Genomic DNA, 21,237 nt, shown 5'->3' on the forward strand with positions numbered 1-21,237 from the left:
CAGTCCACCGAAGCGATTGCCGCCGCGAACTGCATGTCGGGGCCGCCGGGGTGGGGCGGCCGGATACGTGCCGCGGAACGATGGTGCGGCCTTGCCTATATCGTGCCGCAAATCACCGGCCCTGGCGCAAGATGTGTCCAGTCACATGCCGCTCGGGTGCGGTAGCGTCGGCGTATCCGCTGCTTCTCTCCCGAAAGGGGGACCTCGTGGGCCGGACGGCTCGGTCGATCGTGGTCGCGGCGACGGCGCTGACCGCTGTCGCCGCCGTCCCGGCGTGCTCATCGGACGACGAGTCGCCGAGTCCGACGGTCTCGGTCGGCACGGTCACCAGGACCGTCGCCCGCGCGGGATCCTCCGAAGCGGAGAAGGTCGCCGTCGTCCGATTGTGCCAGCAGGTGATCACTTCGGCCGGTGTGATGGCACGCGATTACAACGCCTTCGTCAAACGCCTCAACGAGGTCCAGGATTACGAGAAGGTCGGATCCGAGGACCGCTGGGCGGTCGACACTCTCGACACGGGCGCCGAGGAAGTCCGCAAGGCCGTCTCGCCCGAGGTGCCGGAGAAGGTCGACGCGCAGGTGGAGGCGTTCGTCGCCAGTGCCGAACGCCTGGCCGAGCAGATTCAGGCGAAGCGGCGCCAAGCGCTCAACGGCGCCTCCGACAGATGGGACGCGGACCGTACCGCACTACTCGACACGTGCGCGGGGTATCTCCCCGCGGGATCGGCGTGAACCGTCCCGAATCCGTTGCAGAGAAGCCCCAATCCCGTACTTCGGGCGGTTAGACACTGTGCTCGGGGGTAGTTTGCCTTTACGCTGTCACATAAGTTGCGCCGTCGTGGCGTGGCTCGGCACGTGCGGAATGCACGGCCCGCTACATCGAATGGAGGTCGTACGCGGTGGTAACCGCCCCAGAAGGCAGGGCTGTCAAGCTCGGTTTCACCAACGGCATGGTGGTGCAGGAGATCGGGTGGGACGAGGACACCGACGATGATCTCCGAATCGAGATCGAGGACGCGATCGATGCCGAGATGCTCGACGACGATGCGGACGACGTCATGGACGCCGTGGTGCTGTGGTGGCGCGACGACGACGGAGACCTCGTCGATGCGCTGATGGACGCGATCGGTCCGCTCGCCGAGGGCGGGTTCATCTGGGTGCTGTCGCCGAAGACCGGCCGCGACGGTTACGTCGATCCCAGCGAGATCGCGGAGGCCGCGCCGACCGCCGGACTCACGCAGACCTCCGTCGTCAATCTCGGAGACTGGTCCGGCGCCCGTCTGGTCACGCCGAAGGCGCGCGCGGGTAAGCGCTGATGGCCGCTCAGTCGGTGGCCGCACCCCTCGCGACGGGGACTCTCGCCCCGGATTTCGAGTTGCGGGACCAGAACAATCAGGTCGTCAAGCTCTCCGCGCTGCGCGACCGCAATGTGCTGATCGTCTTCTTCCCGCTGGCCTTCACCGGCACGTGCGAAGGCGAACTCGGCTTTCTGCGCGACAATCTGCCGCGTTTCGACAACGACGACGTCACCGTGGTCACGGTGTCGGTGGGCCCGCCCCCGACTCACAAGGTGTGGTCGTCGGCGCAGGGTTTCCTGTTCCCGATCCTCTCGGACTTCTGGCCGCACGGTGCGGTGGCGGAGGCGTACGGCGTCTTCGACGCCGAGCGCGGCTTCGCCAATCGCGGGACGTTCGTTGTCGGGCGCGACGGTGTCGTGGCGTACTCGGCGATGGTCGGTCCGGGCGAACAGCGCGGCGACGAGACCTGGGACGCGGCGTTGGCGGCTGTCGCGCGGTAGCGCCGTTCCACCGGTCGGGCCGCGTGACGGTGTGACCGAGGCGCCGGGCTCAGCGCCGGGGGAACGAGGTGGCCAGCGCGGTCGCGAGCAGGCGGTTGCGCTGAATCATCGCGTCCGGGGTGTAGTGCACCCCGTCGACGTACCAGGACCGGTCCGTATGCGCGGCGAAGTCGTAGACCCGCAGGTTCGGGTAGCGGTGCGCAGCACGGCGGAGCGCCGCGTTGAATGCGCGCATGTGTGCGTCGGCGTAGTGGGGTAGGGCTCCGTCGCCCGTGCGCACCGTGGGCCAGAGAACCGGTCGGCCGGCCAGACGGTGCATCACCAGGTCGATGCGGCGGTCGGCGCTGATATGACTGCCCTCCGCGATGCGTGCCGCGTCGTTGGCTCCGAGTGCGATGACCCAGCAGCCGTCGTGGCCGCGGCGGCGTTGATCGTCGATCGCTTCGAGTCCGCTGGGGCGGCCGCCGGCCGGTTCGACGACCGCACGGCCGTTGGCCGCGTCGAGATAGACCTTCTTCGCGCCCACGCGCCGGTACTGGGGGGTCATGCGGTCGGTGGGGCTGGGCACGCGAAGCGAGTTGTCCAGACCCACCGACGTCGAATCGCCGATCTGAATCACGGTGTTGCACATCGTCTTCTGATTCGGGCGCGGCAGATTCTGAGTGCCGGATCCGAGCGGATGAGTCAGCACCCAGAGGTACGACGGAACGTCGAACGGTGTGTCGGAGACTCCGCGCTGCGTGCTCAGATTCTGAGTGATGATCCGGGAGACGGCGTCGAGCGTTCCGGCGACGTCGGTCTTGGCCGACGCCGCGGGCGCGACGATCGTCGTTACGGCGGCCGCCGCGATGACAGCAGCAGTGAGTCGCCGCCCGCGGCGGAAGCGCGTGCGGCGGCGGTCGTCGGTAACAGGAGTCTCAGTAGTCACAACAATTACATTGCACCGGACGTGCGACACTCGCCGCAACGCCCGAGCGTGTCGGTTGAGTCACAGTTCCCGGTCGAGTCGAACGTGGTCCCGGCGTCGGCGGGCGGGGGACCGGGAGAGCTCAGATGAGGTAATGCAGGCTGCGGATGATCGCCGCGCCGAGTTCCGTATCGCCGGTGACCTCCACCTCCGCGTCGCCGGCGCTGGGCCGTCCGCCGACCGAACGGGCGAGGTCGAGCCCGTCGAGGCGGAGCGTGACGTCGGGCTCTCCGTCGACGGCCGGCACCACCGCGGCGCGGTCCTCGGTGACGACGAAGAAGGTGAACGGATACAGGCCGGTGATGTCGAAACGGACAGTGCTGCCGACCTCGGCGCGAGCCTTCTTGCCGACGACGTACGGCATCGAGCTCTCGATCTCGCGGAGCGCCCAGTGCGCCGGCTCCACGTTCTCGGGGACGCCGAGGCCGAGCGCGTCGCGGATGTCGATCTCGTGCACCCAGCAGTCGAAGTCGCGGACCCGCATGAATCGCCCGTAGGTGTCCGGACCGGCGGGCGTGGCCGTCTCGGCGTCCCACTGGCCTTCGGTCATGCCGCGCAGCGCCTTGCTGCGCTCAGCGGTCACCGTGCGGAGGTCGGTCATCAGCTCGTCGCGGGACCGCGATCGGTAGTGGTCGATCCACCGCTCGTTGAGTTCGCCGATCGGGTTCTTCACGTGGGCGATCTGCGAGGTGTCGATGGACGACGCGGGCTGCCTGCCGGCCAGCATCGACTCGGTGCCCGCGATGTGTGCGACGATGTCGCGGATCTGCCACCCGGGCAGGGGCGACGCGGCGGTCCATTGCGCGTCGGATAGTGGGGAGACGAGGTCGTCGATGGCCTTCCACTGCGTCTCGAGGGCGCTGATCAGCGGTTCCTGCGGCACGATGGTCGTCACTGGGCATCCTTCCGTGGAATGGGGGCTCCGCTTCACGCTAGCCGTAGCGGCCGCGCGTATCCCGGTTTGGGCCCGACGCCGCCGAGCCGATATCTTGGTGTGGGCCGCAGCACGTCTCGGCCGGGCGCGTATAGCTCAGCGGTAGAGCTCTGGTCTTACACACCAGCGGTCAGGGGTTCGAATCCCTTTGCGCGCACCACCAATCGCAGATCAGGCCCCCTTCCGGGAATCCGGGAGGGGGCCTTTCTTCGTCTCACCCACCTGAAACCCACCCGAAACAGGTCGTCGCACCGGAGCCAACTGATTCAGCGCATGCCGCATATCGGCAGCGACCTTCGCCCGCTGCACATAGTGCCGGCGCGTGATCTCCGGAGACGAGTGACCGAGCTGCCCAGCAGCCGCATCCATACCCTCAACGCCCTCGATGATCGTCGCGACCGTCTTCCGGAACACGTGCGGTGTCACCCAGTCGAACAGATCCTCGGGACCGTCAGGTTCCCCGTTCTCGTCGTAGACGATGGTCGACCGCGCGGCACGCAACTGCCGCCGGATGTTCGACGTACGCCGAGGCCCGCCGGTGCGCGACGGGAACAGTAGGCCAAGCTCGTCAGTTGGGAGGTTCCGGGCGATCTGGCGCTTCACCGCGGCGACCATGAAGTCTGGCATCGGCAGCCACTGCATTGCTCCGTCACTCTTCGCCTGCGGCACGAAGACCCCACGCTTGTCGACCTTCCCGGTGATGCGGATCATCGCCGGGGTATCTCCGTCAGCCCACTGGATCGCCGACTTCTGAAACGCTAGGACCTCAGATATGCGGCCACCGGACCCGACGAGACAGTCGGCGAGGTCGGGGAAGTCGAGGCCACGTGGAGGGCCACCGCGAGCATTGCCGCCAGACCACGTCGCGATCCGCACTCGCAACTGCTGCAGCTCGGCGATCGTGAGGGCTCGCGGCGGCTTTGGGTCCGCGGTGCGGCGCGTCGTATCGGCCACCGGATTGTGCGTGATGGCGTCGTGCTGGGCAGCGAGCTTCATCATCCCCGACAGCACGACCCTAGCGAGGCGCGCATAGTTCGGGGATTCGACAGCCCGGATGAAAGCGTCAAGGCGCCCTACTGTGGCTTCGCCGACTCGGACGGCACCGACCGCAGGAACTATCACGGTATCGATGATCTCGTTGTAGTTGTCGATCGTCCCTTGGGCGAGTTTGCCTTCGGCTTCGCGTTTGGTGATCCAGAGGGCAGCGAGGTCAGTGAGGGTGGTGTCGCGGGTGATATCGCTGATGTCGTCTGTTGGTTTGGCGCGGTCGCGGAGTGCTTCCTTCAGGGCGCGTTCGGCGGCGGCACCAGTCTTCCCGAATCGCTCGACGGGTCGGGTGCGGCCGTCCCAGTCGCGGTACTTGGCGCGGGCCCGCCATCGTCCGGGTGAGACTTCGGTGCGGGTGATGGTGCCCCATGTGCCGAGGGGGAGTGGTGGGCGTGCCATGTGGGCTATCTCCTGGTGATGCGGCGGAGCCGGTATGTGAGTGTTGGGTTGTGGGCGAGTACGTCGGGGTCGTCGAGGAGTCTCCCGAGACGTTGCCAGTAGCGGGTGACGCTGAGCCCGAGTTCGGTGCGGACGGCGTCAGCGTGGGCGCCGCGGTCTCGATAGGTGCGTGCCGCGAAGTCGAGCAGTGTGCGGTCGTCGTCGGTCATGCGATCCGCCATTCGTCGGTGGCGAGGTCGAGCTGGCGGCGTTCGTGCAGGTCGAGGTGCCGCATGCGGAGCGCGAGCGTGTAGTCGTCGACCCATAGTGCGATCGCCGGGTCGGGTTCGTGCTGGGCGGCGATGATCTCCTCGATGGGGAGTAGTCGGCGTGCGGCGGTGAGGTGTACGGCGCGTTCGCGCTTCTGGAGGTGCCAGCGGGAGCAGGCGATGCCGTCGTCGCCATGCTCGCAGTGCACGATTTCGTGTGACAGGACGACGCGGCGTTCGCGTTGGGAGAGGCCGGCGCGGATCTGGACGAGCCCGGCTGCATAGGTGCCTCGGGGTCGTAGTCCGGGAACGAACTCGATCGTCAGGCCGAGGTCTCGCGCGTGTCGCCATGGGTGGTACATAGCGGACACCCAATCACGAGCCTCCGACAAAAACCGTCCTGACCAGGAATTACACGCGTGTCATTCGTGCACTAGGACCGCTTGACATACCCGTCAGCCAGGGCGTCGGCGATTCGCGGGATGATCAACGGAGGGGGGATTGGCACCTTAACGCCGAAGCGACGAAACTCCTCGGAAAACAGCGCCGCCGTGGCCGGCAAGGCTGTCGCTACGCCATGCCTTCGCGCGAACTCGACCAGTGCGTCTTCGTCGACCTCGATGCTGTCTTCCCATACATATCGGAGTACGGCGGTAATCTCACCGTCGACGCGAGCAGTCTTGTGGCCCAACTTGATTAGAATTGCAACGACTGGCTTGTCGCCCAACTCGATGTCGATTCGCCCCTGCGCTTCGATGGATTCCGATTCTTCGGCGTTGGGGTCAGTGCGACGCTCCATGCGCGACTCAATGACCTCAAGGTACGCATCGTTGATGTTCGATGCCTCTGCTAGTTCGTCGACGGCAGCCGGGTTACGCATCGACCAAAATCTTCGTGCTATCCCAGCTTCGCGTCGACACTTCCTCGTTGACTGTTGCATCAGAGGACTCATCTACGTCGATGCGGCGATGTCGATGGATGACCTGGATGGGCTCGAGGTCGATCCGCACCAAGTCGTAGTCTTCGACCTCAGTTCGTATCAGCGCACCGACTGCAGCAGCGTAACGCCGGATCGTCGTCAAGTGGGGGTCCGCTCCGAGCCGTTCAAAGTTGGAGACAGCAGTCTTCGATCGTCCCATGCGTCCAGCGACTTCTTCCTGCGTGAGCCCCTTGACACGTCGAAGCGTAACAAGCGCTTCCAGCAGGCAGTCGTCGTTATATGCGAGTCGGTCGCGTAGGCGGCTGTACTCGTCTGCCTCGAGAACAGCCTCCATCTCCGCGAAGAAGTCACCCATGAGGTTCAGGTTAACCGTAACTAGACTGGCATGTCCATTAATCCATCCCCGTTGAGTGGAGTGCCGTCAGTCCTATCGCGCGCGCGTGCGATGTCATCGTCTTGATTCGTACTGCGGTAGCGCGCATCCTTGCACTTCGACCCTGCAGCCATCGCCCATAGTTCAGTTTCGTGAAGGCTTGGCTCGTGGTAGTAGATGCGGTAGTGAACTCGCATGTCGACCGTTCCATCGTCGGTGTCGGGGTCGTCGACATCGTCAACTTGGACGGCCTCCGTAACGCTCGTCTTCAGTTCGCCGACCCGCCCATGTGAAGAGCGACACGGGTACTCCCACTCCGTACTGCGGACCGTCCCCCTGGCAGCCCGTGCCATCAGTTGGCGAATGTCGGACCATGTAGATGGGTGGATTGCCTGATGCAGCGATTGCAGATCTTCACCAAGGTCCCCATGCCGTTTCCAGCAACAGCCGCCACGGCAGACACGGTCGGATGCCTTGGCGGGCTCGCGTTGCGGGTTCTTCACTCGCCTTCCTCCTGCGACTCCTCTGCCGCTTCGTCCTGCTCGCGTGCTGCCCGCTCAGACTCGCCTTCGTCGTCGGGTCCGTAGTCGAGTGCCGCTGGTCGTAGTCCGGCGTTGCGGCGTTCGCGGTACACGCGCCAGGTATCAGGGCTGCCGTCGTCGAGCCAGGCTTGGTATTCGTCTGCGGTGCCGCTGGCGTCGACGTCGACGCCGTCGGGCCAGTGCGCAGACGCGGCGAGTGTGTACGGTGCGGTTCCGGCCGGAGGCGGGACCATGTGCACAACGTCTCCAGCCTCCTGGCTTGATTGCTGCTCGTTCAAGCCGTCGTGCTTGATGTGCACTACCCGAGCGGTCTTCTCACCTTTGTCGTCCTCGCGCGGTGTTCCCGAGGCCGGCGGACGATCAGCGTCAGAGGCAAGTTGGTCGGTGTCATGGCGGTCCCTCGCATCCAGGAGCGCGTTCACGATGCCGAGGACGGCGTCGCGCTCACGCTGGTTCAGTAGGTCCGCGCGTGTAGGCAGCGTGAACGGGGTCGTCGGCTCATCGCCGCTGACCTTCGCCCGCGTGGCATAGAACTCGTCCGCTGTCATCCCGAGGGCGTCGGCGATCGACGCAGCTACTCGCCTCGACGGCGTCCCGATGCCCTGCAGTGCACGGCGGATGGTGTTCAGTGCCACGCCTTCGACGTTGCGGTCCAAGTCGCGGTATGTGAACTCGATGTTCTGCCGCTTGAAGTGCTGACGCCAGACGTCCGGCACGTCCTGCGGGTCTTCGATGCTCACAGATCAGACCTTCCCTCATCCGCCTCGTGTTCGAACACCTCGCCGATGTTCGTGGTGTCCAGAAATTACATCGCTGTTATCCCTGGTCATGCAGCATATCGCCTCAAACATTCTGTTTCAGGGTTGACGTAGGCGTCCAGTGTGCTATGTTCAATTGCACACGGAACGAAGGAGGTGAATGCAGGTGACCGACACCGTGATGGCTCAGATGCACGCCACGCCCGAGCAGTTCGTGGCCGCCCGTGAGTACGCGCAGTTCTCGACGCGCGGTCTCGCAGAGGAGGTCAGCAGGGAACTGCGCAAGGACCGTCGCAAGCCGCCGATGGCTTGCTCTCGGTCTACGATCTCGAACTTGGAAACGGGCGTGGCGCGACGTATCCACCATCGCCGAGCTGCGGCTATCGAGCGTGTTCTCAAGCTCCCGCCGGGGCATCTGTTTCGTGTCGAGGTGTTCAATGTGCACTCGAACAAGGAACGACTGACCGCATAAGAAACGGCCCGCACCTGCGGACACAGGTACGGGCCAAGCACAAGAAGGAGATTCAAATGCACGTTCAGGATACCGCAGTCGAGGTCCGGGTTCCCGGATCGTCACTGCCGCTCTACACCGACGGCAAGAGGTTCGTCGCAATGAAGCCCATCGTCGAACACTTCGGCCTCGACTGGTCGAGCCAGCTCGCGAAGCTCAAAGGTAAGTCGTGGACCTGCATGGCGAATTTCACCATGCAGCTTCCGGGCGACACTCAGCGCCGCGAAGTCGTCGGCATCGATCGCCGGACGCTGACGATGTGGCTCGCCACCCTCGACGAGAACCGAGTCCGCGCCGACAAGCGCGCCGAACTCCGGGCCTACCAGTTCGAAGCCGCCGACGCCCTCGACGCCTACTTCCACAAGGGCGCGGCGATCAACCCTCGCGCAACCGAGCATCAGATCAACGCCGCGATATTCCAGGCCCGCGCGCAGATGGAACTGTGCCAGGCCGCGCAGGGACTCATCCACCCCGATCACCTCGAAGCGAAGGCCCGCGTGATCCTCGCGCGCGGCATGGGCGAGAACGCCGAACTGGACGAGGACAGACGACCGCTCTACTCCAAGGACTTTCTGAAGGAGAAGAACCTCGGCGAGAAACGCATGAAGTCGATCGCCGGCGTGTTCGGGAAGCGTTGCAAGGCCGCATACATCGAACGCCACGGCGTCGAGCCGGGGAAGTACCCGCTCACCTTGTCGAACGGCCAGACGCGCGACGTCCTCGCGTACACGGAAGCCGACCGCGATCTGCTCGAGCAGGTCTGGACCGACTACTACGCCGACCCGCAACTGGAGGTCCAGGCATGACCTTCCCGACCTTCGACACCGACCACCCGGACCGGGGCGTTGACGGCGACGCCGCCCGTCACGTCCAGCACGAGATCGCTATCCCGATGCGCATCGACGAGACCGACTCATTCGTCCGCGTTCCGCTCCGGTCCGTGTATGTCGACGACGGCCTGACCGGATGGAAGTTCGAGATCGGCCCGTACTCGGTCGAGGGCGCGGCCGCTCGAACGCTCGCCAACTCTCTCGCCCACTTCGGAGCACTCTCCGGCCACTTCCGACCCGCAGGAGGTCACGAATGAGCATCGACACCCTGGCCGCGGCGATCGTCGACGCTGCGATCGCCGCAGACGGAAAGCAGCCCATCGTCCGACTCGGACGGGTGTACGACCGGTGGATCGCCGAAGCGTCCAACCTCGCTCACGACGTCTACGCCGAGTCCGGATACGCCCTCGACCGCATCTTCTGCTCGCACGTGGAGAACTCCAATCGCGAGTGGGCGTATGTCCAGGTCCGCGGCTCCGAGGGCGAGTCTGCTGAGGCTGTCCTCGAAGCTCTGCTCGAGTTCGTGCGCACGGAAACCCCGGTGCCGGCATGAGCGCCCCGACGTACGACACGCGTTGCTTCGACGCCGCATCCGGGCGGGAACTGTACACCGAAGCCGGATTCGGTCCGCACGGCCGAGTCGTTCGCCTCATCGAGACGGCAGCGGACGGGCAGACGCTCATCACCGCGCAGATGACAGCACAAGATGCGCGGACTCTCGCGCAGCAGCTCCTGCACTACGCGCACGTTATCACCGATGCCACGACACAGGGGGAGCGGCGATGACTCCGGAAGAACTCGACGAGCTGGGCGTCGCCACAGACATCGTAACCGCGGCCCGCGCATTCGGCATCAGCAAGACGCTCGCCTACGAAGCCGCAAAGAACGGAACGTTCCCGTGCCGCGTCATCCGCATCGGCGGCCGCTACAGCGTCCCGACCGCCGGACTCCGCGAAGCCCTCGGCCTGACCGCCTAAGCACTTCCGGTCCCTGCCCTGAGAGGGGATGGGGCAGGGACCGGACCTCACCGAAAGGAGCACCTGATGCTCACCAACAGCATGATCCTGATCCTCCTCGGCCTGACTGTTTTGGTGTGCGGGGTCGTTGCGGGTCGTCTCGAATCCGAGGATCCCGATCCGTCTCGTATGCCGCCGCAGCTGCGGTGGGTGATCCGCTGGATCAACCGATGAGCCGCACGACGACCACGGTGCCGGCCGGGCTCATGTGCTGCGGTCACCGTCCCGGACAGTGCCCGGATATCCGCAAGACCAGCTGGCACGCGAAGTGCGGGCACGGGCACTGCGACCGCAAACCTGTTTTCATCGACCGCTCACAGGACCCCGATCCGTGGGCTGTCACACCCGAAAGAGATATCGCATGACTTTCACTGAGTACCCGCAGATCGAGCAGGGGTCCGAGGAGTGGTTTGAGCAGCGGCGCGGCATCGTCACCGCGAGCATCGTCGGCCACCTCATCACCCAACGAACCCTGTCCGCAAAGGACTACGACTGCCCGAACTGCCACGCTGCTACCAACGATCCGTGCCGCAGCAAGCGCACCAAGGAGCCGATCAAGACCCTTCACCCCGAACGCGCCGCCGCCGCACGATCAGGCTCATCGACACCGGTCCTCGAACCCGCATCGAACGACACCTCACGCGGCATCATCCTCGGATTGGCAGGAGAACGATTCTCCGGATTCACCGACGACACCCCGATGACCGCCGCCATGTACCGCGGAGTCTTCGATGAGCCGATCGCCCGCGACGTCTACCGCACACAGTTCGCCAGTGTCCGCGAGACCGGGTTCATGGTCCGAGACTTCGGCGACTTCAAGCTCGGATACAGCCCTGACGGTGTCGTCGGCGACGACGGACTCATCGAGGTCAAGTCACGGTCGCAGAGATCGCACGTCCGCAACGTTCTCGCCGGAGAAGTACCCGCCGAGAACATGGCCCAACTGCAGTGCGGACTACTCGTGTCCGGCCGCAAGTGGATCGACTACATCGACTACACCGCCGGCATGCACATGTGGGTGAGACGCGTCTACCCGAATCCCGCATGGCAGCAGGTCATCGTGCAGGCCGTGAGACAGGCCGAGCAGAACATCCAGGAGATTGTGTGCCGGTACGCCGAAGCGGTCGAAGGCTTCCCGCTCACCGAACGCATCCTCGAAACCTTCGACCAGGAGATCGTGCTGTGACCGACCAGAACATCGACCTGTCCACGATGATTGAAGCCAGATCGGATCAGGTGAACGCGGAGGACCTGATCGCCGGACCTGTCACTGTGACGATTACGGACGTCACTCGTGGCAACGCCGAGCAGCCGATCAACCTGTTCACTGACGTTTTCGGGCCGCGAAAGAGTTTCCGGCCAGGCAAGAGTATGCGTCGCATCCTTGTTGCGATCTGGGGGCCGGACGGTGCTGCGTACGTTGGCCGGCGTCTGACGATCTACCGCGATCCGGACGTCAAATTCGGTGGCGTTGCTGTCGGCGGAATCCGTATCAGCCACGCCTCGCACATCGGTGAAGCTCAGACTGTCGCACTCACCGTCACGCGCGGTAAACGGGCTCCGTTCACTGTGAGGCCGCTCCCGGATGCTCCGTCGCCGTCGAAGATTCCGGCCGACATCGAGGCACGCATCGACGGCATGGACGACGTCGAGAAGCTCGGGCAGATGGTCGGTTGGCTCTCCGGTTTGCATGGCGAGCCTCGTGAGCGTGTGGATGGTCTGATCGCCCGCGTCAATGACCGCATCGCCGACCTATCCTCCGGCGCCGAGACTGTCGATGAGTCCGCATCATGATCGCCGCGTGCCGCGAACACGACCCCGAACTGTGGTTTTCGACTGACTACGCGGAGCAGCAGCAGGCACGTGACATCTGTGTGTCGTGCCCGATGGTGCAGGCGTGCGCACAGAAGGCGTTGGAGCGTCCGGACACGGTCGGTGTGTGGGCGTCGGTCCCACTGTCGGGGTACGGATCGAAACGCCGATCACAGGTGCAACGCCTCTACCACATCGCGAAGGGTGGCCGGCCGGAGATCCCTCCGGTGACCAGGATGCGTCTGAATGCGACCGCTGCCCGGCATTTGCGGGACCAGGGGATGCGGGTCTCGGAGATCGCTGAACGCCTCCAAATCTCACTGTCGACCGCGACCCGCTACCTCGGCATGAACACCTCTACGGAAGGACTTTCCGCATGACCACCACCGAAGACCTGTACCAGCAGGCGAATGAAACGTATGTCGAGTACGCGCGGAGGGCCGCGCTCGCATCGCTCGAACGCGCTGGCCTTCGCGCTGTCGTTGACCTTGCCCTCGCCGCACGCGACGAGATGACCGCTGACGGCGAGGCCCTGGCGCAACTGGTCCGCGACGTCCGAGATCGACGGTCACACTCTGTGACGATCGACGGCGTGCTGATCGCGCCATGTGACACGTACGGGCGTGTGGAGGCGCGGCACGCGCAGGAGACGCAGCCGTGGGAGGTGCTGCGGGAAGCGGCGCAAATTTACGAGCGACGCTGGCCCGCCAGGACCACAGGGGGGGATCTGCGAATCGCGGCCGACCGTCTCGAAGCCGAGCATCGGGCGGAGCAGGAGAAGGCTGCTGCGGAGGCTGAGCGGGAGAAGCTGATCGAACAGGCGGCGCGCGCGATGGCGGCTAAGCACAACCCGGACATCGAGTGGGATGCCATGAGTGAGTACACGAAGGAGTCGTTCATCACCGGTGCCCGCGCTCTCTGGGACATTGGTTGGCGACCCGCCCCGGAGTCGGACGGCGGTGAGCAGGAATGAGCATCGTCAGGTTCCGTGAGGTGGCGATCACCGCTCGATCGAACGACAAATGCCCGGTGTGCGGACGCAGGACGACGCGCTCGAAGAAGTTCTGGCAGACGATCAGCCCGTTCAACCGACTCCCGGACGGCACCCCCAAGACTCGCGACGACATCAACCGCGAGCTGAAAGCCGAGGCCGACGCGTGGGAACCGGACCACCGGCACGCTGCGTGCATCGAGTCGGACGGCGGTGCGGCATGAGTACGGCGGCAGAGCGCACGGCTCACGCAATGGCAGAGATTGAGGCCGCACGACAGGGGCATCGGGACGCGGACCTCCGGGGCGCGGACCTCTGGGACGCGGACTTCCGGGGCGCGGACTTCCGGGGCGCGGACTTCCGGGGCGCGGACTTCCGGGGCGCGGACTTCCGGGGCGCGGACCTCCGGGGCGCGGACCTCCGGGGCGCGGACCTCCGGGGCCGCGAACCTCCGGGGCGCGGACCCCATCCTGTCTGTGACTGGCCTCCCGTCTGGACATGCAATCCTCACACCCACCGTGAGCGGATGGGCGCTGCGTGTCGGCTGCTGGACGGGCACCATCGACGGCCTCCGCGCACTGATCGCACAGGATGACGGCTGGCCTGAGGCGGAAGGTGATCAGATCGCAGTCCGGCGTCCGATGCTCGCGGCCCTCGCGGACATGTGCGAGGTGTGGGCCGCCGACCGGCAGTGGGCTTTGGATGCGGTCATCGAAAAGTGGGGACATTCGGACGGCGGTGCAGCATGATCACGCTCGAAAAGCACCTAGCCGCGCACGCATCCGTCAATCCCGGCGAGGAGGACGCCCACCTCATCCTCTGCCATTGCGGCACCTGGTTCGACGACGAGGGTGATCATCGCGCGCACGTCGCCGCGACCTGGCGTGAAGCCCGCACTGTGCGCGAAGTCGAAGACCTCGACGCACTGCTGGTCGGAACGATCCTTCGGTGCGGGTATGGGCGCGTGTGGGAGAAGCTCCCCGGGCATCGCCGATTCTCCGGCATGGAAGTCGGCAAGGACCTCGGCGTGCCCGCCCTCGTCGTTTGGACGCCCGAGGACGGTGCGGCATGACCGGGCAGGACGCGCGGGACGTCATCGCCGAAGCGATCAACGACGACGGCTGGACGTGCGACGTGCACGAGCCTCATCGGTTCGGCGAGTGCACGCCGTGCCGAGACGCGCAGACGCACACTGCTCAAGCCGCACTCGACGCGCTCACCGACGCCGGCTACGCGATCGTGCGCCTGCCCGAGCGGGACATGACCAGCGAACACGCCACGCCCGAGTCCCAGCACGAGGTGCCCCTCTGGGCGCTCGGCGACGGCCTCGTCGCGGTGGTATCGACCTGCTGCGGCGAACTCTCAGTCACCGGTGGCGATTACCAGCCCGACGAGGGGCGCACTCTCGCCGCCGCTATCCTCGCGGCTGCCGCTCACGCTGAGGCAGGTGAGAGCGATGAGTGACCAGATGACCATCGAGCAGATCGGGTTGGTCGAGCCTGCGGTGATACGGGCTGCACTGGCCGAGCATCAGCGAGTAGCGGGGATAGCTCGCACCGCGATGTGCGTTTGCGGCTGGGAGGTGCCGCTGCGCGGCAATGTGAATCCGGCAGTCCTCTGGTCAGCACACTTCATCGAGGTGGTGACGGCATGACCGGCACTGATCCCGCGATCCTGGCGGCGCAGCGGGCGTGGGAGTCCGAGGGCTGGGGCGGCCCCGGTCGTCCGCTCGAAGAAGGAATGAGCGAGGGGAGGCTCGCCGTGGCCGCCGTCCGCGAGGCTTTCGCCTCGATCCGCGAACTACACAAGCGAAGACGATCCCCTGGCCGTACTTCCGGCGCTACGACTCTCCTACGCACATCACCGGGTGCGATCACTGCAACGGTCAGTGGCCCTGCGACACCGCCCGCCTCATCTACACCAGCGAGGAACTGAACCATGACTGAACAACTGACCGTGTACAAGCCGGGCGAACGCTTCGCCACGGTCGGCCTCTCGGGTGTCGCTCGCGTCTACGAGGTGGACGACATCGGTCGGGCCGTCAACATCCGTCTGCTCGACGCGCACCGCTACTACCAGACGGGTCCGGGCGGCGAATACGACTGCATCTGCGGACATCCCGGCAAGACCAGGGCCGACTGGGACGACCACTACTACCAGGCCACCCAGGGGGACTGACCGATGACTGAACCCATCGGAAATCCCGTGCGCGAGCTGCGCGTCGAAGTCGAGCGGCTGCGCCGCGAGCGCACCTGGCCGAAGACGACGCCGACCGGGATCACGTACACGGCACCGGAGACGTACGCCGAACTGTGCCTCCAGCACGACGATGCAGCGCAGGCGTCCGTCGAGGGCTGGGAGGACTCGGAGTGCCCGCCGGAACCGACGTGGGAGATGGTCGGACTTGCGCACCGTGAGGTCGAGAAGCTGCGGGAGAGGAAGTCAAACGTCGCGCGTACCGGCGGCTACCTCGCGGGCGTAGCGATGCGCGAGCGTGATGAGGCGATTGCCGAGCGTGACGAGCTGCGCGTCGAAGTCGAGCGGCTGCGCGGAGACCTTGAAGGTGCCGCGTACCGGGCGGGACTGCAGCAAGGCAAGCTGGCGCGAGCCGAAGCCGCCATCGAACGGGCACGGGAGCTGGCCGAGCGTTGGGACGCCGATCCTTGCGTGTGCGGCTATCGCATCCCCGACGGCAACGACACGGATTCGCAGTGCCTCCACTGCGGTGCGACGTCGTTGCTCCGCGCACTCGACGGGGAGTCCGCCCGTGGGTGACCTCACGCCCGCCGGCAGTACGTCCGGTGCCCGCACCCGAGGCACTCGTAAAACACAGTCGCAGACGGATGCCCGGGCGGTGCACCCCACGAGCGGACCACGTTCCCGCGCACGATCTGCAACCCCAAATCCGACCAACGCAGACCGCAACCGCGGCAGTCGAGCGGCATCGTCGACACCCACCCACCACCGGGCGCCTCAACCAGGCCCGGCGAATACCAGCACCACGACGACACCTCACTCACTCGCGCACGGTAGCGCCCACCACCGACAGGAACCCATCGCATGACCAGACGTGAGTTCACCCCTGACGAGCACCGCACCATCACCATGCTGATCGCCGACGAATGCCCACCCGGCGAAATCGCCGCCACCATCGGCGTCTCGGCCGCCTGGATCACCCGCCACTACCCCGAAGCGAAAGGCACGAAAGCTCAACTCAAGGAGTGGCAGTCGTTGACGGCGATGGTCACCGAAACCGAACGCAAGTACTTCAACAAGCGCACCGGTCTGCCTGAGTTGCAGCGTGGCCGCGACTACGAACTTGAGCAGCAGCGGCGTGCGAAAGCTGAGAGGGATCGCCAGGCTCGACTGAACCGCATGAAGTCACGCCACGAGTGGACTGGGACTGACCTTGCCACCGCTGAGCAGATGCTGCGTGAGGGCGCCTCCTACAACCGGGTCGCCGAGCGTATCGGTGTCGCACGCCGCACCATCCAGAAACGTTTCCCCGGCTACGGACACCCCGCCAAACGAAAGACCCAAGCAGCATGAGGATCGACAAGACGGCGATGCGCAAGGCCGGCGACAGCCTGAACTTCGCGCTGCTCGGCTACAAGGAATCCACCCTCGACTACCGAGTCATCGTCGAACCACGAACTGGCGACCGCTGGCGAATCACAGTGCTCGACAAGGCGATGCCCGAAGGAATCTGCTTCGTCGACGACCTCCACTCGGACTCGCTCGAGCCGATGGAGTTGGTGCGTCTCGCGCTCAACGCGTACCGGGACCACGAAGGTCCGCCGGTAGCACCCGAGCCGACGCTGTTCGACACATCGAGAGAGGAGGAACCGTAGTGCCGAAGGATGACCGTCTGTACGGGAAGTTCACCCTCGACTTCCCGGACAACTACAAGATTCTGCCGTTGTCCGACGCGGCGTTCCGCTGTCTGGTCGAGGCGACGTTGTGGAGTCGCAAGCAAATGTCTGACGGGTTGCTAGCGCGTCGCTACGCACTCGCTAAGTGGGGCGCTGACGTGTTGGCAGAACTCGCTACGAATGACCCAGAGAATCCATCCCTGATCGAGGTCGAAGAGGGCTGGATGATCCGTGATTTCGCCGAGCACCAAGACACTAGAGCCGAGATCGAGGCCCGATCGGCACGCAACAAAGCTGCTGGTCAGAGAGGTGGGCTAGCGAGAGCCAAGCGCCGCGCTAAGCAAGTCGCTAGCGAGTCGCTTAGCGAATCTCAAGCAGAGACAGAGACAGAGACAGAGACAAGTACTCACGTTGGGAAGACGACTCACGTAAGTAACGCGCGCAAGCGCGAGTCGTCGTCGACGTTCTCTGACGGCACCCCGATCCCCGAGGAACCACCCGCAGGACCTGGCGAGAATGTCGTCGTCGGCGAGATCATTCCCACTGAGATCGGAACGGCGGCGAGACCACGGGCGCCACGAGCCGAACCGGCGCACAAATCGACCGTCCGCCTCGTCCTCGGAGGCGCCGACTACCCGGACGCGACGATCAACCAGCTCGCCGTCCAAGTCGCCAAGCTTGCCGGGAAGCACGACGCCGAACTCATCGCCGAAGCACTCCGCGAATGGGACCGCCGGCCACCCGGCACCCTGCCCGCGTACCTCCCGAACGTTCTCGGCGACGTCGTCAAAGCCAGACGCGCCAGACCCACCACACGGAAGTCGACCACCGACGAACGAATGGCCGCCGTCCAAGCACTCAAACACCAACCAGCACCTGAGCAGAGGAGACTCGGATGAGCCTCGACCGAGACCAGACCATCGACCTTCTGACCGTCATCGCCGCCTACGATCGCCGATCGTCCGGCGAAGGCGACATCGCCGCCTGGTCCGAAGCCGCGCGCCGAGCCGGATGGACGTTCCCCGAAGCCGTCGAAGCCGTCCACGCGTACTTCGCCGAATCCTCGAAGTGGTTGATGCCCGGCGACGTCACCGAACGCATCCGGGTCGCCCGCCGACAGCCCGCCGCAGTCTCCGACGTCCTCGCGCTCGAGAAGAAGCCGTCGACACCCGAGCGTCGCGCCGAGTTCATGGCGCAGATGCGGAAGCTCGCTGGCCGCAAGGGGATGCCCCGATGACCGACCCGATCCGTCTGGTGCTGCCGTACGCGGAACCGCCGCTCACGGAGAACCAGCGAATGCACTTCCGGCAGAAGGCCGCTGTCGTCGCCGCAGTCCGTCAGGAGACGGCGACCCTAGCCCGATGCTCACAACTGCCGCGAAACTCCGCCCACGTCGCAGTCAGCCTGCACTACGCACCCCCGACGAATCACCGCCGCGACGCAGACAACCTCGTCCCCACGCTCAAGGCCGCCTGCGACGGTCTCGTCGACGCCGGAGTCGTCGCCGACGACACCCCGCGCGAGATGACCAAGCACATGCCCGTCATCCACCCCAAGCGCGCCGAGGGTGGCCTCCTGTGGCTCGAAATCACCATCGGCAGACCACGCACTCACTGCTTCGTCTGCCATCGAGACGACCCGCCACCACGACCGCACGGCTGTGGACCGGATTGCCACACCACCGATGCCGACCAAGAGTTGGCCGACACCATCGCACGAGAGGACCAGCCATGACGGGCTACCACGAACGCCTCACCCAGTTGCCCAGATGGCGAGGGGGAGCACTCGTAGCGTTCGGCTCCCAGATGTGCCACACCGCACCAAGAGTCGGCGACCTTGTCATCCGAGAAGCCACCCAGACCAGACCCGGCGTGCCGCGACGCATCGCCTCAGTCCGCGAAGACACCCGCGACGGACGCCGAGTATGGATCATCGAACACACCCCCATCGACGATGAACCCGCAACCAGTGCCCGCGAATCCACGGGCTTCTGGCAGGACGTCGGATGGCCGCGACTGCCTGAGCACTACCCGGTGTGCGCGAAATGCCACGACCTGATGCCGTGCGAACACTCGGTCATCGACACCATCGCCAAGCAGAACGCCGAGAAGCTGGACCGGTTCGCCGACCCCAACGTCTGCCCCGCATGCCGAGAAGTCATCACCCACCGGCAGAAGGTCATTGTCTTTCAAACCAACCTGCACGGACTGTCCACCGTCGCATTCCACACCCGGCGCAAGTGCATCCGCGAAGCCCGCGAGTACGACCGCCAAGTCCACCACCAGGACGGCGAGTACCAGCTCAACTGTCCAGGCGCATTCCGAGGCGGCCTCGACTCCGACGGACTCCCCGTCTCGTACTGCACCGAAGAGCACTGCCGAGGCCAACGCATGCACCACATGCGCGGCGGATGGTGGCAGAACGCCTACATCGAACAACCCGACGGCTACCACCGAGTGGAGGACCATCGATGACCACGCTGATCACGGCACGTTCGTCTCGGGTTCGCGCGCGCGTGGCATCCCGCATCCACCACCACTGGACCTGCCTGTGCGGCACCACCCTCACCGGCCATGGCGATCACACCGCGTTCGTACAGCGAGTACTGGACCACACCGACCACTGCATCGAGAGCGACCAGGGGGACGCATGAGCCAGACGGACTACCTCGACCGGCACGAGCAGAAGCAGCTCCGCGACTTACTCGCGCGCATACCTGGCCTCGTCGAAGACCTCATCAACGTCCAGACCAGACAGGCGCGCATCGCGAAACGCGGCATGTCGCAAGGGCGTAGACCCAAGAAGCTCGGCCCAGCGATCCCGTACCACATCGGGGCATCCGACGCCGCCGACAACATTCACGCCACGCTCGTCGGATGGGTGCGTGTCGTCCTCGACCAACGGGGAGGAGAGCCGCCGGCCGACGCCACGATCAGCCTCGCCGGCTGGCTCCGACGCAACATGACCTCGCTAGCACTCTGCGAAGGTTCAAGAGAAGCGCTACGTGAGATCGAGGACGTCATTCGAAGTGCGGTGCGCGTCGTCGATATTCCGCCCGACGATCACGTCATCATCGACCCGCAGCGTGTCGAGGCGGCGAACAGGACGATCGTCACGCGGGACTCGATCGACACGATCGCACCGAAGTTGGGGGAGATGGCGGTGGGCCTCAACGCTCGGCGGATGCGAACACTCGAGAAGGCGAAAGTGCTCAAGGCGACCGGCACCGATCCCGATACTGGAACGAAGTTCTATCGGCTCGGCGACGTGCTGCATGCGCATGTTCGACACCGATCCCGGACTTGACAGATAGCGTCACTGCAGCGTGGTACGCTTTGCGTAGCAGGACCGTATGCCCAATGGGCGGCGGTCCTGTTCGCGTTCCCGGACCCGGTCGCCCCGCCGATCCTCTGCTTTGGTGGGCCGCGGACCGAAACCACCGGGAACCTAGCCGCCACATGGCGGCCACCCCGACGCGCGACGGGCTGCTCGGCGTCGGGGGTCACGTCCCCCGAGTGTCAGTCCCGCCACGTCATGCGAGTGCCGGGACGCAAGCCACGCCCACGACCCGACCTTTCACGGCGAGGCGCGAGCTGCACAACAGGGGAACAGCCCGCGACTCGACACCACACAAGGTGACGTTCGCGGGCACCCAACTTCACACCGGCCCCAGGAGGTCAGCGGTGATCGGAGAAGCCACGCTCGCCGCACTCATCGGCAGCGTTATCGGCTACGAAGCGTGGTGCATCCGAACCGGCCACCACGACGCCCTGCTGTCCCGCGTCGTCGACCGACTCCGCGACCGGCACCTCATCCTCGACATCGCAGCACACGCCGTCATCCTGACCACCGCACTGCACCTCCTGCGCCGACTCGGGCCCATCGATCCGTACTCGCGGTGCAGCACATGACCAGCCTCGCAGCCTGGCTCACCGACCAAGCCACCGAACTCGTCCGCCCCATCGCACACCGACTCGCCGACGACATCGCCTCCCGCATCCGCATCGACATCACCGTCCGCATCAGCCTGGAGGAACCATGACCGCACCCAAACCCGGTCAACACCTCCGACCTGAAGCGCCCTGGGTTTGTTGGAGGCTCCTGACCTTGGAAACGAGGATGGAGTTATGCCGAAGGAACTGGCGAATGGGAAGCCGACGACTCGTCGCTACTCGGTCGAGGAGAAGGCCGCCGCGGTGC

40 protein-coding genes and 1 tRNA gene are annotated in these 21,237 nt (G+C 65.4%); 33 read left to right on the top strand and 8 right to left on the bottom strand.

What is annotated here, in order from left to right:
- Positions 1-206 precede the first annotated feature (206 nt).
- The 3 genes from ABFX36_RS07160 to ABFX36_RS07170 all read left to right on the top strand — a co-directional run bounded on the left by ABFX36_RS07160 (position 207) and on the right by ABFX36_RS07170 (position 1,797).
- A complete protein-coding gene (locus tag ABFX36_RS07160; RefSeq protein ID WP_006895214.1) occupies positions 207-731 on the top strand; it encodes a hypothetical protein in 525 nt (174 codons plus the stop codon).
- A 167-nt stretch (positions 732-898) separates the two neighbouring features.
- Complete coding sequence (locus ABFX36_RS07165; RefSeq protein WP_006895215.1) at positions 899-1,315, top strand: DUF3052 domain-containing protein; 417 nt, start codon at positions 899-901, stop codon at positions 1,313-1,315.
- Positions 1,315-1,797: a redoxin domain-containing protein gene (locus ABFX36_RS07170; RefSeq protein ID WP_062366629.1), complete on the top strand. Its 483-nt coding sequence runs from the start codon at positions 1,315-1,317 to the stop codon at positions 1,795-1,797. The genes ABFX36_RS07165 and ABFX36_RS07170 overlap by 1 nt, the downstream gene beginning before the upstream one ends.
- 49 nt (positions 1,798-1,846) lie before the next feature.
- Here the strand turns inward: ABFX36_RS07170 and ABFX36_RS07175 are convergent, their stop codons facing one another.
- Positions 1,847-2,725 carry an SGNH/GDSL hydrolase family protein gene (locus ABFX36_RS07175; protein WP_062366630.1) on the bottom strand — a complete coding sequence of 293 codons (879 nt, stop codon included), beginning with the start codon at positions 2,723-2,725 and terminating at the stop codon, positions 1,847-1,849.
- Positions 2,726-2,846: 121 nt separating this feature from the next.
- The gene (locus tag ABFX36_RS07180; RefSeq protein ID WP_062366632.1) at positions 2,847-3,659 is read right to left on the bottom strand and encodes a maleylpyruvate isomerase family mycothiol-dependent enzyme; all 813 of its coding nucleotides are present in this window, start codon (positions 3,657-3,659) and stop codon (positions 2,847-2,849) included.
- A gap of 124 nt (positions 3,660-3,783) precedes the next feature.
- Here ABFX36_RS07180 and ABFX36_RS07185 point away from each other — a divergent pair.
- A tRNA-Val gene (locus ABFX36_RS07185) sits at positions 3,784-3,858 on the top strand.
- An 11-nt stretch (positions 3,859-3,869) separates the two neighbouring features.
- Here ABFX36_RS07185 and ABFX36_RS07190 read toward each other — a convergent pair.
- The 6 genes from ABFX36_RS07190 to ABFX36_RS07215 all read right to left on the bottom strand — a co-directional run bounded on the left by ABFX36_RS07190 (position 3,870) and on the right by ABFX36_RS07215 (position 7,987).
- Positions 3,870-5,144: a tyrosine-type recombinase/integrase gene (locus tag ABFX36_RS07190; protein WP_346075638.1), complete on the bottom strand. Its 1,275-nt coding sequence runs from the start codon at positions 5,142-5,144 to the stop codon at positions 3,870-3,872.
- 5 nt (positions 5,145-5,149) lie between these two features.
- Positions 5,150-5,353: a DUF3263 domain-containing protein gene (locus tag ABFX36_RS07195; RefSeq protein ID WP_346075640.1), complete on the bottom strand. Its 204-nt coding sequence runs from the start codon at positions 5,351-5,353 to the stop codon at positions 5,150-5,152.
- On the bottom strand, positions 5,350-5,754 hold the full coding sequence (locus ABFX36_RS07200; RefSeq protein ID WP_346075642.1) for an ImmA/IrrE family metallo-endopeptidase: 405 nt from the start codon (positions 5,752-5,754) through the stop codon (positions 5,350-5,352). Before ABFX36_RS07200 ends, ABFX36_RS07195 begins: the two co-directional genes overlap by 4 nt.
- 71 nt (positions 5,755-5,825) lie before the next feature.
- Positions 5,826-6,272 carry a hypothetical protein gene (locus tag ABFX36_RS07205; RefSeq protein ID WP_346075645.1) on the bottom strand — a complete coding sequence of 149 codons (447 nt, stop codon included), beginning with the start codon at positions 6,270-6,272 and terminating at the stop codon, positions 5,826-5,828.
- Positions 6,265-6,687 (bottom strand): helix-turn-helix domain-containing protein, encoded by a 423-nt coding sequence (locus ABFX36_RS07210; protein WP_346075647.1) that lies wholly within the window; start codon positions 6,685-6,687, stop codon positions 6,265-6,267. Before ABFX36_RS07210 ends, ABFX36_RS07205 begins: the two co-directional genes overlap by 8 nt.
- A 517-nt stretch (positions 6,688-7,204) precedes the next feature.
- Positions 7,205-7,987 (bottom strand): helix-turn-helix domain-containing protein, encoded by a 783-nt coding sequence (locus ABFX36_RS07215; protein WP_346075649.1) that lies wholly within the window; start codon positions 7,985-7,987, stop codon positions 7,205-7,207.
- A 184-nt stretch (positions 7,988-8,171) separates the two neighbouring features.
- On the opposite strand from ABFX36_RS07215, the gene ABFX36_RS07220 reads away from it, so the two are divergent.
- From ABFX36_RS07220 to ABFX36_RS07355, 29 genes are all read left to right on the top strand, one after another.
- Positions 8,172-8,477, top strand: a complete 306-nt coding sequence (locus tag ABFX36_RS07220; protein ID WP_346075651.1) for a hypothetical protein — start codon at positions 8,172-8,174, stop codon at positions 8,475-8,477.
- A gap of 56 nt (positions 8,478-8,533) precedes the next feature.
- On the top strand, positions 8,534-9,322 hold the full coding sequence (locus tag ABFX36_RS07225) for a phage antirepressor N-terminal domain-containing protein (RefSeq protein ID WP_346075653.1): 789 nt from the start codon (positions 8,534-8,536) through the stop codon (positions 9,320-9,322).
- Complete coding sequence (locus ABFX36_RS07230) at positions 9,319-9,603, top strand: hypothetical protein (RefSeq protein ID WP_346075654.1); 285 nt, start codon at positions 9,319-9,321, stop codon at positions 9,601-9,603. The genes ABFX36_RS07225 and ABFX36_RS07230 overlap by 4 nt, the downstream gene beginning before the upstream one ends.
- Positions 9,600-9,899 (top strand): hypothetical protein, encoded by a 300-nt coding sequence (locus tag ABFX36_RS07235; protein WP_346075656.1) that lies wholly within the window; start codon positions 9,600-9,602, stop codon positions 9,897-9,899. Before ABFX36_RS07230 ends, ABFX36_RS07235 begins: the two co-directional genes overlap by 4 nt.
- A complete protein-coding gene (locus ABFX36_RS07240) occupies positions 9,896-10,132 on the top strand; it encodes a hypothetical protein (RefSeq protein ID WP_346075658.1) in 237 nt (78 codons plus the stop codon). The genes ABFX36_RS07235 and ABFX36_RS07240 overlap by 4 nt, the downstream gene beginning before the upstream one ends.
- Positions 10,129-10,323, top strand: coding sequence for a DNA-binding protein (locus tag ABFX36_RS07245; protein WP_278124162.1), 195 nt, complete (start codon positions 10,129-10,131; stop codon positions 10,321-10,323). The genes ABFX36_RS07240 and ABFX36_RS07245 overlap by 4 nt, the downstream gene beginning before the upstream one ends.
- Before the next feature lie 66 nt (positions 10,324-10,389).
- Positions 10,390-10,536 (top strand): hypothetical protein, encoded by a 147-nt coding sequence (locus ABFX36_RS07250; RefSeq protein WP_346075660.1) that lies wholly within the window; start codon positions 10,390-10,392, stop codon positions 10,534-10,536.
- 187 nt (positions 10,537-10,723) lie between these two features.
- Positions 10,724-11,548, top strand: a complete 825-nt coding sequence (locus ABFX36_RS07255; RefSeq protein ID WP_346075662.1) for a YqaJ viral recombinase family protein — start codon at positions 10,724-10,726, stop codon at positions 11,546-11,548.
- Complete coding sequence (locus tag ABFX36_RS07260) at positions 11,545-12,156, top strand: hypothetical protein (RefSeq protein WP_346075664.1); 612 nt, start codon at positions 11,545-11,547, stop codon at positions 12,154-12,156. The genes ABFX36_RS07255 and ABFX36_RS07260 overlap by 4 nt, the downstream gene beginning before the upstream one ends.
- Positions 12,153-12,554 carry a WhiB family transcriptional regulator gene (locus tag ABFX36_RS19050; RefSeq protein WP_423201237.1) on the top strand — a complete coding sequence of 134 codons (402 nt, stop codon included), beginning with the start codon at positions 12,153-12,155 and terminating at the stop codon, positions 12,552-12,554. Before ABFX36_RS07260 ends, ABFX36_RS19050 begins: the two co-directional genes overlap by 4 nt.
- On the top strand, positions 12,551-13,147 hold the full coding sequence (locus ABFX36_RS07265; protein WP_346075666.1) for a hypothetical protein: 597 nt from the start codon (positions 12,551-12,553) through the stop codon (positions 13,145-13,147). The genes ABFX36_RS19050 and ABFX36_RS07265 overlap by 4 nt, the downstream gene beginning before the upstream one ends.
- Positions 13,144-13,389: a hypothetical protein gene (locus tag ABFX36_RS07270; protein ID WP_346075667.1), complete on the top strand. Its 246-nt coding sequence runs from the start codon at positions 13,144-13,146 to the stop codon at positions 13,387-13,389. The genes ABFX36_RS07265 and ABFX36_RS07270 overlap by 4 nt, the downstream gene beginning before the upstream one ends.
- A gap of 29 nt (positions 13,390-13,418) precedes the next feature.
- Positions 13,419-13,760, top strand: coding sequence for a pentapeptide repeat-containing protein (locus ABFX36_RS07275; protein WP_346075669.1), 342 nt, complete (start codon positions 13,419-13,421; stop codon positions 13,758-13,760).
- Entirely contained in the window at positions 13,684-13,914 is a 231-nt protein-coding gene (locus ABFX36_RS07280; protein ID WP_346075705.1) for a hypothetical protein, read from the top strand. Before ABFX36_RS07275 ends, ABFX36_RS07280 begins: the two co-directional genes overlap by 77 nt.
- Entirely contained in the window at positions 13,911-14,237 is a 327-nt protein-coding gene (locus ABFX36_RS07285) for a hypothetical protein (RefSeq protein ID WP_062368137.1), read from the top strand. Before ABFX36_RS07280 ends, ABFX36_RS07285 begins: the two co-directional genes overlap by 4 nt.
- On the top strand, positions 14,234-14,629 hold the full coding sequence (locus ABFX36_RS07290; RefSeq protein WP_346075671.1) for a hypothetical protein: 396 nt from the start codon (positions 14,234-14,236) through the stop codon (positions 14,627-14,629). The genes ABFX36_RS07285 and ABFX36_RS07290 overlap by 4 nt, the downstream gene beginning before the upstream one ends.
- 4 nt (positions 14,630-14,633) lie before the next feature.
- Positions 14,634-14,819 carry a hypothetical protein gene (locus tag ABFX36_RS07295; RefSeq protein ID WP_346075673.1) on the top strand — a complete coding sequence of 62 codons (186 nt, stop codon included), beginning with the start codon at positions 14,634-14,636 and terminating at the stop codon, positions 14,817-14,819.
- Between the two features lie 284 nt (positions 14,820-15,103).
- On the top strand, positions 15,104-15,343 hold the full coding sequence (locus tag ABFX36_RS07300; protein ID WP_346075675.1) for a hypothetical protein: 240 nt from the start codon (positions 15,104-15,106) through the stop codon (positions 15,341-15,343).
- Between the two features lie 3 nt (positions 15,344-15,346).
- Positions 15,347-15,940 carry a hypothetical protein gene (locus tag ABFX36_RS07305; protein WP_346075677.1) on the top strand — a complete coding sequence of 198 codons (594 nt, stop codon included), beginning with the start codon at positions 15,347-15,349 and terminating at the stop codon, positions 15,938-15,940.
- A gap of 285 nt (positions 15,941-16,225) precedes the next feature.
- Entirely contained in the window at positions 16,226-16,714 is a 489-nt protein-coding gene (locus ABFX36_RS07310) for a hypothetical protein (RefSeq protein ID WP_346075679.1), read from the top strand.
- Positions 16,711-17,016, top strand: coding sequence for a hypothetical protein (locus ABFX36_RS07315; protein ID WP_346075680.1), 306 nt, complete (start codon positions 16,711-16,713; stop codon positions 17,014-17,016). Before ABFX36_RS07310 ends, ABFX36_RS07315 begins: the two co-directional genes overlap by 4 nt.
- Positions 17,016-17,936: a hypothetical protein gene (locus ABFX36_RS07320; protein WP_346075682.1), complete on the top strand. Its 921-nt coding sequence runs from the start codon at positions 17,016-17,018 to the stop codon at positions 17,934-17,936. The genes ABFX36_RS07315 and ABFX36_RS07320 overlap by 1 nt, the downstream gene beginning before the upstream one ends.
- Positions 17,933-18,274: a hypothetical protein gene (locus ABFX36_RS07325; protein ID WP_346075684.1), complete on the top strand. Its 342-nt coding sequence runs from the start codon at positions 17,933-17,935 to the stop codon at positions 18,272-18,274. The genes ABFX36_RS07320 and ABFX36_RS07325 overlap by 4 nt, the downstream gene beginning before the upstream one ends.
- Entirely contained in the window at positions 18,271-18,771 is a 501-nt protein-coding gene (locus ABFX36_RS07330) for a RusA family crossover junction endodeoxyribonuclease (protein WP_346075686.1), read from the top strand. The genes ABFX36_RS07325 and ABFX36_RS07330 overlap by 4 nt, the downstream gene beginning before the upstream one ends.
- Positions 18,768-19,511, top strand: a complete 744-nt coding sequence (locus ABFX36_RS07335) for a hypothetical protein (RefSeq protein WP_346075688.1) — start codon at positions 18,768-18,770, stop codon at positions 19,509-19,511. Before ABFX36_RS07330 ends, ABFX36_RS07335 begins: the two co-directional genes overlap by 4 nt.
- Positions 19,508-19,690 (top strand): hypothetical protein, encoded by a 183-nt coding sequence (locus ABFX36_RS07340; protein WP_346075690.1) that lies wholly within the window; start codon positions 19,508-19,510, stop codon positions 19,688-19,690. The genes ABFX36_RS07335 and ABFX36_RS07340 overlap by 4 nt, the downstream gene beginning before the upstream one ends.
- Positions 19,687-20,343 (top strand): hypothetical protein, encoded by a 657-nt coding sequence (locus ABFX36_RS07345; RefSeq protein WP_346075692.1) that lies wholly within the window; start codon positions 19,687-19,689, stop codon positions 20,341-20,343. Before ABFX36_RS07340 ends, ABFX36_RS07345 begins: the two co-directional genes overlap by 4 nt.
- Positions 20,344-20,720: 377 nt before the next feature.
- Positions 20,721-20,948, top strand: coding sequence for a DUF7427 family protein (locus tag ABFX36_RS07350; RefSeq protein ID WP_346075693.1), 228 nt, complete (start codon positions 20,721-20,723; stop codon positions 20,946-20,948).
- The gene (locus tag ABFX36_RS07355) at positions 20,945-21,079 is read left to right on the top strand and encodes a hypothetical protein (protein ID WP_269449343.1); all 135 of its coding nucleotides are present in this window, start codon (positions 20,945-20,947) and stop codon (positions 21,077-21,079) included. Before ABFX36_RS07350 ends, ABFX36_RS07355 begins: the two co-directional genes overlap by 4 nt.
- Positions 21,080-21,237 lie beyond the last annotated feature (158 nt).

This window comes from Gordonia cholesterolivorans (assembly GCF_039531975.1).
GTDB lineage: Bacteria > Actinomycetota > Actinomycetes > Mycobacteriales > Mycobacteriaceae > Gordonia > Gordonia sihwensis.